9 protein-coding genes and 1 pseudogene are annotated in these 9636 nt (G+C 39.4%); 3 read left to right on the forward strand and 7 right to left on the reverse strand.

Annotated features, from left to right (window positions below; all coding sequences use genetic code 11):
- The 5 genes and pseudogenes from AC1DND_RS18790 to AC1DND_RS18810 form a co-directional block, all read right to left on the reverse strand.
- A pseudogene (locus AC1DND_RS18790) lies at nt 1–405 on the reverse strand (M42 family peptidase); the annotation flags it as partial.
- Nucleotides 406–511: 106 nt separating this feature from the next.
- Entirely contained in the window at nt 512–919 is a 408-nt protein-coding gene (locus AC1DND_RS18795) for a GNAT family N-acetyltransferase (RefSeq protein ID WP_477583938.1), read from the reverse strand.
- Between the two features lie 2 nt (nt 920–921).
- On the reverse strand, nt 922–1515 hold the full coding sequence (locus tag AC1DND_RS18800; RefSeq protein WP_477583939.1) for a hypothetical protein: 594 nt from the start codon (nt 1513–1515) through the stop codon (nt 922–924).
- An 18-nt stretch (nt 1516–1533) separates the two neighbouring features.
- Complete coding sequence (locus AC1DND_RS18805; protein WP_251030049.1) at nt 1534–2706, reverse strand: MFS transporter; 1173 nt, start codon at nt 2704–2706, stop codon at nt 1534–1536.
- An 89-nt stretch (nt 2707–2795) separates the two neighbouring features.
- Entirely contained in the window at nt 2796–4337 is a 1542-nt protein-coding gene (locus AC1DND_RS18810) for an acyl-CoA carboxylase subunit beta (protein WP_477583940.1), read from the reverse strand.
- A gap of 708 nt (nt 4338–5045) precedes the next feature.
- Between AC1DND_RS18810 and AC1DND_RS18815 the strand changes: the two genes are divergently transcribed.
- From AC1DND_RS18815 to can, 3 genes are all read left to right on the forward strand, one after another.
- Nucleotides 5046–5276: a hypothetical protein gene (locus tag AC1DND_RS18815; protein ID WP_230146655.1), complete on the forward strand. Its 231-nt coding sequence runs from the start codon at nt 5046–5048 to the stop codon at nt 5274–5276.
- Nucleotides 5277–5421: 145 nt separating this feature from the next.
- Nucleotides 5422–7029: a SulP family inorganic anion transporter gene (locus AC1DND_RS18820; RefSeq protein WP_477583942.1), complete on the forward strand. Its 1608-nt coding sequence runs from the start codon at nt 5422–5424 to the stop codon at nt 7027–7029.
- 1 nt (nt 7030) lies between these two features.
- Complete coding sequence (gene can / locus AC1DND_RS18825; protein WP_215124766.1) at nt 7031–7687, forward strand: carbonate dehydratase; 657 nt, start codon at nt 7031–7033, stop codon at nt 7685–7687.
- Nucleotides 7688–7750: 63 nt separating this feature from the next.
- Here can and AC1DND_RS18830 read toward each other — a convergent pair whose 3' ends face one another.
- Both AC1DND_RS18830 and AC1DND_RS18835 read right to left on the reverse strand, forming a co-directional pair.
- A complete protein-coding gene (locus AC1DND_RS18830; RefSeq protein WP_440827097.1) occupies nt 7751–8011 on the reverse strand; it encodes a hypothetical protein in 261 nt (86 codons plus the stop codon).
- 113 nt (nt 8012–8124) lie between these two features.
- Nucleotides 8125–9636 (reverse strand): sulfatase family protein (locus AC1DND_RS18835; protein WP_477583944.1); only part of this gene is annotated, 1512 nt, incomplete at its 5' end.

Below are 9636 nucleotides of genomic sequence, written 5' to 3' on the forward strand. Positions count from 1 at the left end.
GGTGTGGATCGCTGGCCAACCGAATACTGCTTTAACCAATCCCTTTTCAGTATGAATATTCACCCGTTTTGATGGCGCAATCTGATGATCTGAACCACCATTTCGGATTACATAAATTAAACCATCTGCGGTGATGTAATTTACATACCAGGAAATTTCATCGGCATGTGCTTCTATAACTACTTTAAAAGCAGCTTTAGGATTAATAACACCTACAGCGGTACCGTAGTTATCGATAAAGTGTTCATCGATATATGGTTTTAAATAGTTTAACCAAAGTTTTTGCCCTTCCCATTCGTAGCCGGTAGGAGCAGGATTATTGATGTATTCTTCAAGAAACTGCAGCGATTTTTTAGTTACCACAGCAACATGTTTTTTCTTTTCGTCGTCTTTTTTCTTAGCCATAATATTATTCTATAATTATTCGTCATCCTGAACTTGATTCAGAATCTGATTAATGAGATGCTGAACTAAATCCGATAGCTATCGGATCAGCATGACGGTTGGTAATTTAAAGTTCTTTTTCCATTACTACAAAATCGTAACCATCTTTAAAAAAGGTTTTATCGGTTTCGTGGAAGCCAAATTTAAAATAAAATTCCTTAGCATTTACACGTGCGTTGCACCATAGTTTTGTCGCTTTTTGAATTTTACAAAAATCAAGGATATAGGCCATTAGTTGTGAGCCATAACCTGCTTTTTGAGTATCGGGCAGAACGGCAAGTTTACGGAATTGGTAAACATCCCCATCATGAAACAAAGAAACTACTCCTGTTAACTTATGATCGAGGTATAATCCAAAATGGATGCCTTCAAAATCATCCGGAAGCTTTACGCTATCAAAAGGTAATTCTGGATACATGGCCTCATGCCTGATCCGCCAGGTTAGAGAAGGGAATATTTGCTCAATTTGAACCATAGTTATAATAAAAAGCTAAAGCCGATTTTTCCGCCAATTCCGTAATAAGTATCGGTTTTGTTAATTGCAGCTAAAGGGCCTAAAGCCAACTCGAAGTTAACTTTTCTACGAACAGCAGTTTGAAATCCCCATTGCGGCATAATATTAATCTGATAACCATATACGGTATCACTTTGTGTTGGGATAATGGCTAATACATCAAGCCCGACATAACCAGCACTGTTATTTAAGGTTCTTTTACCTTTTTTAATCCTTCTGTTAAAATTGTAATAGTGCCTAAATCCTGCATTAAGAGCCGGGTAAACTTTGAAATCTGTGTCTGTGTTAAAGCTAAAATTATAATTGTTATCAATGGAGATCTCAGTTCGATAAATAAAAACGCCTTGCGCCCCCGCACCAAAATAAACTGAAGTTGTTTTACCCACTTTTTGCTCCCTTTCGTAGCCAAGTCCCAATATGGTCAACCTGATTTTATTTAATGATTTTACTTCGGTTGGCTGTTCTACTTTTGTGCTGTCTTGAGCTTTTGCCTTACCAAAAATGGCCAGGAAAATAAGTAAGGCCGAAAATGTTTTGATCGCGTTTTTAGATTTCATGAAATTTTTATTGATTAGTTATTTGTTTTTTCTTCCATAGAACTGATAAATTAAGATATTAAGGACAATTATTCCCGTCATTCCATAACAGAATAATGCCCATCCGCCTTGGTCCCACAGCCACAAACCCAAAGCTGAGCCACAGCTGGCACCAATAAAACTAACCGACATAAAAATGGTGTTCAGTCTGTTTCTGGCCTCTGGTATTAAGGTGTAAATTCGGGTCTGGTTGGTTACATGTATAGCTTGCTGACCGATGTCTATAAGCACAATGCCAATTACAAATAGGTACAAATGGCTGCCAGTAAAATAAAACAAGGCGATACTAACGATTTGTAATATAAAACCAATCATTAAGTTTTTGCGCGGATTGTTACCATCACTTAACTTTCCAACCAATGGCGCTGCCAATGCGCCTGCTGCGCCAGCAATTCCAAATAACCCAATCTGCAGGGTTTGGAAATTAAAGGGTGGGTTAGCCAGAAACAATACCATTGTAGTCCAAAATGCGCTAATAATGGCGAAAGCCAGAAAGTTAATAATCGAAGTCTCCCTTAAGGCAGGTTGGGTTTTAATGTAACTGAACATCGAACGCATGAGTTCTTTGTAGGTGCCTTTAAAGGCAGGATAACTTTGTGGAAAACGCTTGGCCATTAAAAGAATAAGCAGGCCACAAATTCCGGCCGCAATATAATAAACGGCTCTCCAACCTAGCCAAAAGCCAATACTGCCACTTACCGCCCGCGAAGCTAAAATTCCGACCAGCAAACCACTCATAATCATTCCAATATTGGCCCCGCGATTTTCATCGGTGCTTAAATTAGCCGCTAAGGGCAATATCAACTGGGGTACAATAGAGCAGGTACCAATTAAAATTGAGGCAACTTCCAGTACAAAAAAGGTATGTGAAACCGCGGCAACCAGTAAGGCGAAGATTGCAAGTCCGGTAATTACAAGGATCTGTTTTTTGCGCTCAAACATATCACCCAGCGGCACTAAAAGGAAAAGACCTAAAGCATAACCGATCTGTGTGAGGTAGGTAATCCGTCCGGCATCGGTTTCGGTGAGGTTAAAATCTTTTGCAATTAAGATTACCAAAGGTTGGCAGTAGTAAATATTTGCAACAATCAGGCCTGTGCAAAAAGCCATGAGGAGGATATCGGCGCGTGATAATTTCTGAGTAATCTGCATTTAGTATTAAGTCGGAAGTCCTCAGTCATGAGTCTCAATAGTCTGGATTGATACAAACCTTACTATGGACCAATGGCTGAGATTATTTTCTACAAAGGTATATTTCCATGTTTCTTTCTTGGATTATTCACCACCTTATTTTCCAACATCTTAAAGGCTTTTATCAACTTTGTACGGGTTTGGGCTGGTTCAATCACCTCATCAACAAAGCCGCGTTCGGCCGCGCGATAAGGATTTGCGAAGATATCTGAATATAATTTTTCTTTCTCTAACCATTTCTCTTCAGGGTTTTCTGCTGAAGTAATTTCTCTTTTAAAAATAATTTCTGCAGCACCTTTAGCACCCATTACAGCAATTTCTGCACTTGGCCATGCGTAGTTCATATCTGCACCAATATGTTTGCTGTTCATCACATCATAAGCGCCACCATAAGCCTTTCTGGTAATTACAGTAATGCGTGGTACAGTAGCCTCGCTAAAAGCGTATAATAATTTTGCCCCATTGGTGATAATGCCATTCCACTCCTGATCTGTACCTGGCAAAAATCCTGGAACATCTTCAAATACCAATAATGGAATATTAAAGCAATCGCAAAAGCGGACAAAACGTGCTGCCTTGGTAGAAGAATTGCTATCTAAAACGCCTGCCAAATAAGCGGGCTGATTGGCTACAATACCAATACTTCTCCCTGCAAGGCGGGCAAAGCCTACCACAATATTTTCAGCATAAGCTGCATGTACTTCTAAAAAGCTGTCCGTATCGGCCACGGCAGAAATCACTTCACGTATATCGTAAGGTTGCGAAGCATTTTCTGGCATAAAAGTGTTTAATTCTGGTCGGCTTTCATCAGCTGTGTCGTAAGGTAAATGATCGGCTGTTTCCTCGCAGTTTTGCGGCATATAGCGCAGTAGTTTCTTTACATGGTTAATAGCCTCAATTTCGTTGGCACAGGCAAAATGGGTAACGCCCGATTTTGTAGCATGTGTGCTGGCACCTCCTAATTCTTCTGAGGTTACTTCTTCGTGTGTTACCGTTTTAACCACATTTGGGCCTGTAACAAACATATAAGAAGTATTTTCTACCATTAAAATAAAATCGGTAATGGCTGGCGAATAAACAGCTCCACCTGCACATGGTCCCATAATGGCCGATAGCTGCGGAATTACGCCCGAAGCCTGTACGTTTTTATAAAAGATATCGGCATAGCCGCCCAAAGAAACAACTCCTTCCTGAATACGGGCACCGCCACTATCATTTAAACCGATCAGTGGTGCACCATTTTTCATGGCCATATCCATAAGCTTGCAAATTTTCTCTGCATGGGTTTCGGAGAGTGAACCTCCAAACACGGTGAAATCCTGAGAGAATACATAAGTTAACCTGCCATTAATTGTTCCATAGCCCGTTACTACACCATCACCAAGATATTTTTCGCGTTCCATTCCAAAGTCAGTACTTCGGTGCATAACCATCATGCCAATTTCTTCAAAGCTCCCTTCATCCATTAAAAAATGAATGCGCTCGCGGGCGGTAAGTTTACCTTTTTTATGCTGACTATCGATTCGGGTCTGTCCACCGCCAAGGTTTGCCTGGTTAATCTTATCTTTAAGTAATGCTATTTTTTTGTCCATTGCAACGCTATGAGATTTTAAAATTAAAAATTACTAGCGGTAATGCAAGGTAAACGAGGTGTTATTTTATCCTAGTCCAGCATGCGATGTTGAGTAAAGCAGATGGCTGGCTAGAGTCGCGATCGTCATGCTGAATTTATTTCAGCATCTTTCTGCCCATTAAGACCCTGAAATAAATTCAGGGTGACGATAAAATACAAAAATGTCTAAAGATTATACAGGTTAGGTCCCGTTTTTTGTTACAAGTTCCGATTAAGGCTCGGAAGCGCTTCCGGGCAATCGGGTTTATTTAACTTAGGCCTGTGCTTGGAAAACAAACCGCTGTTCACTAAACCCGACAGCAGCGGTTCCGATTCTTCATCGGAATTAGCGAATGGCGGGGCTACAGCACCTATGAAATACTAACCCTTCATTTTTAATTTAATTTTATAACGGGACCATTGTTTCCAAAAATCTTTAAACAGTAATTTTTTTTGTGTCGAAAGCAATCGCCTATCTGTTATATTACATTTTTTTTACAGCTTAAAGCATTGAAAAACCAATTATCCGTTTATTTTTGTAACCGTTAGTATTAAAACAACATTAGGATTTTAGATGTTTTTAAGGAAATACAAGTATTTAATCGTTGCCTCATTCATGTTCATCTTCATGGCGAAGATGGGTATATCTGGTGCGCCGGTATTTTGTACGAGTATTGACAAGGAAATCATGAACGCTGTAATCATGCAAATCGAGTTAGAGCATGAAGGCGGAAAAGATACCGCCAAAGACACTGCAAAATTTACCGATTTCAAACTCGTTGAACTTAATCATCCTATCTTTTCTTACGAGTTCTCTTCAAGCCATTTCTTTCTGAAGAGCAGTTTTATCGAACATTTCAAAAGATATGTAGATCCATATCACCCTACGGTACCAACACCGCCGCCTAACTTTATTTAGTCATTTTTATTGGGGTAACTTATTGCAATCAGTAATTTGAGCGGGTATGTTGTGTTAAATATTTATACGATATGCTTGTTCCTTGATCGCTTTTAAGATTCCTCCGCGATTTATTCGTTAAAATTTACTAGATAATTATATCGTTATGCAAAAGTTTAACCCGGCCTTTTCAGGTTCGGACGTGAAGAAATATATTCTTAAAAAGAATTTAAAGAAAGATTTACCTGCAAGTATTGTAGTGTTTTTAGTGGCTTTGCCATTGTGTTTAGGTATTGCACTAGCCTCAGGTGCACCGTTATTTGCTGGTTTAATCACTGGTATTATTGGAGGGGTAGTGGTTGCCTCTTTCAGTGGATCGCAATTGAGCGTTAGTGGCCCTGCAGCGGGTTTAACCGTTATTGTTTTGGGTGCCATAACATCTTTGGGGAGTTATCAAACCTTTTTACTTGCAGTTGTATTGGCAGGGGTATTCCAAATGATTTTAGGCCTGGTAAAAGCCGGAACTATTGGTAATTACTTCCCTTCGAGTGTAATTGAGGGGATGCTTGCAGCAATCGGATTGATTTTGATTTTAAAACAGTTACCACATGCGTTGGGTGTTGATACCGATTTTAGTGGCGACGAAGGATTCTTTCAGCAAGATCACGAAAATACTTTTTCTGCGATTACAGCAGCGGTAAGTCATTTTAGTTTGGCTGCTGTGGTTATCAGTTTATTATCGATAGCTATTCTGATTATTTGGCCTAAATTTCCAAAATTAGCGGTTGTACCTGCACCATTGTTGGTGGTAATGCTTGGGGTTCTTGGAACTATACTTTTTGCTGGTACCGATCATCCGCTACGTGCCGATCAGATGGTGAAAATTCCAGTGGTAAGCGGTTTTGGCGAATTTTTAGGCCTGTTTACCATGCCCGATTTCTCTCAGTTGGCTAATAAAAATGTTTATATAACAGCTGCAACTATTGCTGTTGTGGCAAGTTTAGAAACTTTATTAAGCATAGAGGCAGTAGATAAAATAGATCCAATTAAACGTGTATCGCCAACAAATAGAGAATTAATCGCCCAAGGTTTAGGCAACATTACCAGTGGTATGGTTGGTGGCTTGCCTATGACATCGGTAATTGTTCGTAGTTCGGCAAATGTTAATGCAGGCGGTAGAACCAAAATGTCGGCTATTTTTCACGGCACCTGGCTATTGTTATCATTACTGTTTATCCCAGGTTTAATTAACATGATTCCATTGTCGTGTTTGGCTGCCATTCTTTTGGTAACGGGTTATAAATTAACGCGCATCAGTTTATTTAAACACATGTACCATAAAGGATGGGACCAGTTTGTTCCATTTGTGGTTACGGTTGTAGCAGTTTTATTTACCGATCTGTTAAAAGGTGTGGCAGTTGGTATGTTGGTTTCTATTTTCTATTTACTCCGTACCAATATGCGTAACCCATTCTTTTACAGAATTACAAATGAAGGTGATAAAAAGCACATCAGGATTAAACTGGCAGAAGAGGTTTCTTTTCTGAACAAAGCAGCAATACAAGTAGTTTTAACGAATATTCCGAAAGAAACAGATGTAATTATTGACGGTTCGAATGCCAGGTATATCGATCCAGATGTATTGGAAACGATTTATAATTACAAACATAATGCCTATACCAAAGGTATTATCGTCACATTGGAGAATATCCAAAAACATTATGCAGTACCAAAATTAAATATAAAAGTAGAAGAAGATATTAATAAGTTATAATATGTGCGCAAAAACAATAGATACGAAAGATATAACATACGATAGCCTGTTACAAGGCAATAAGGACTGGGTTAAAGATACAATCGACAGTGATCCTACCTTTTTTGATAAACTTTCTGAAGGCCAGAGCCCACCGGTATTGTGGATTGGTTGCTCTGATAGCCGTGTACCCGCAAACCAGATTACCAACACCAGACCAGGCGATATTTTTGTACATAGAAACATCGCCAATGTGGTGGTGCATACTGATATGAATTTACTTTCAGTACTCGATTATTCTATTAATGTATTAAAGGTAAAACACGTTATTGTTTGTGGCCATTATGGCTGCGGTGGCGTGAAAGCTGCATTAGGCAATAAACAGGTTGGAATTATTGATAACTGGTTGAGAAATATCCGCGATGTATACCGTACGCACGAACGTGAAATGGCTACAATCAAAGATCCTGATCAGCGTTTTGACCGCTTAGTTGAATTAAATGCCATTGAGGGCGCTGCAAATGTAACCAATACATCAATTGTACAAAGTGCATGGGCCAATGGCCAGGAGTTAGCCGTACATGCCTGGGTTTACAGTTTAAAAACAGGAATCATTAAAGACTTAAAAGTAACCTGTACTTGTCTTGATGATGTTGCCCCTGCATTTAAAGTAGGATAAAAGCACCAATAAGTGCTATTTTTTAGTTGTTAGGAAAAGCTCCCGATTTTACATCGGGGGCTTTTATTTTTCTGTGGTATTGGGCATATTTCCTGCTTCTCCCTTATTACCTTTTTCGGCATCTGTTCTTGCTTCTTCCGAACCAAAATCGCCCATTCCGAAATCTCTGCCTAGGTTACCCGCTTCAGTTTCAACACTATTTTTTTTTTCGTTATCGTTGCTCCGGTGGCGCGGCACCTGCTGATCGGGCATATTGGTTTTATCGGCGCCGTTATCAGCATTTTTATTGCCCAGATTTTTGTTGTTATCTTTTGTGTTTTCCATGATCTTCTTTTAAGCTATTATATAAAACAGCATAAAAGAAGATTGGTTTTACGTCTTTAAAATGGTATTGCATAAATCGAGTTGGTCAGGGGAAATCGACCAACAGATCTGTTTTATTTGGTTTTCGCTTCTTCGGTACTTAATAAAGTTTCCAATTCTTTCACCTTTTCCGGATATTTTAGTGCAAGGTTGTTCTTTTCACCCAAATCATCATTTAAGTTATACAGTTGCGCCGTAGGCAGGTTTCCACTATCGGTATGGGTAAGTTTATAAAAAGCTTCTCCCTTTGATGGCCTGATATATTTCCAGTTATCTTTAACAATTGCCAGTTGGTTACTTTGTTCAACGAAGAAATCACGGCCTTTTTGGTCTTTTCCGGTAAAAGCATCCCACACATTTTTACTGTCAATTGCATTTTTGCCTTCTACGTTGAAAAAGCTGGCAAATGAGGCCAAAAAATCAATCTGTGAAACTAAGGCTCCAGAAACACCCGGTTTGATTTTTGCTGGCCACGAAATAATAAAAGGTTCACGTGTACCACCTTCTAAAATGCTGTATTTGCCTCCGCGTAAACTACCTGCAGGTGTATGGCCGTTTAATTTTTCGAAACCCTGATCTTCATAACCGTCCATAATTACAGGACCGTTGTCGCTACTGAAAATGATCATCGTATTTTTATCAAGGCCCAGGTATTTTAGTTGTTTTGTTATTTCGCCAACTGCCCAATCGAGTTGTAAAATTACATCACCACGATTGCCCAGTTCACTTTTCCCTTTAAACATGGTGGAAGATAAACGCGGTACATGCGGTTCTGTTAACGCATAATAAAGGAAAAACGGCTCTTGTTTATGATCTTCGATAAAATTTTTTGCTTTGGTTAAAAAGGTAAATGGAATTTCCTCATCAGTCCAGCGGGCAAGTTTGCCTCCCTGCATATAACCAATACGGCCAATGCCGTTTACAATGGTTTGGTTGTGCCCATGATTAGCTTCAGCAGGCATTTTTAACAGTTCTGGATGGTCTTTTCCTGTTGGATCAGTACCAACCGGACTTTTATAATCAACTGTAATCGGATCTTTAGGATCTAAACCTACCACCAATTGATTTTCCATAAAAACAGTAGGTACCCTATCGGCCGTAGCCGGGAAAATAAAGGAATAATCAAAACCGACTTCTTTTGGCCCGGGCTTTACTTCTTTGTTCCAGTCTTTTTCTACTGCATTGCCCAAGCCTAAGTGCCATTTGCCAACAAGACCTGTTTTATAACCAGCTTGCTGAAAAATTGATGGTAGAGAACTATTATCTGTTGGGATAATCAATGCAGCATCGCCTGGCAATATATCTGTTCCTTTTTTACGCCATGCATATCTTCCGGTCATTAAGGAATAACGCGAAGGTGTACAGGTAGATGCGGTTGCGTGACCATTGGTAAATCGCAGCCCTTGTTTTGCCAATGCGTCAATATTTGGGGTTTTTATTTTTGTTGCGCCGTAACAGCTGAGGTCGCCATAACCTAAATCGTCGGCATAGATGATAATTACATTGGGTTTCTTTTGCGCGGTAGCATAAAAATTAAAGCTTGCAACACAGACAATAAGGGAAAGTAAAAATTTGTGGTTCATGGT

The sequence above is a fragment of the Pedobacter sp. 01N416 genome (assembly GCF_056399685.1).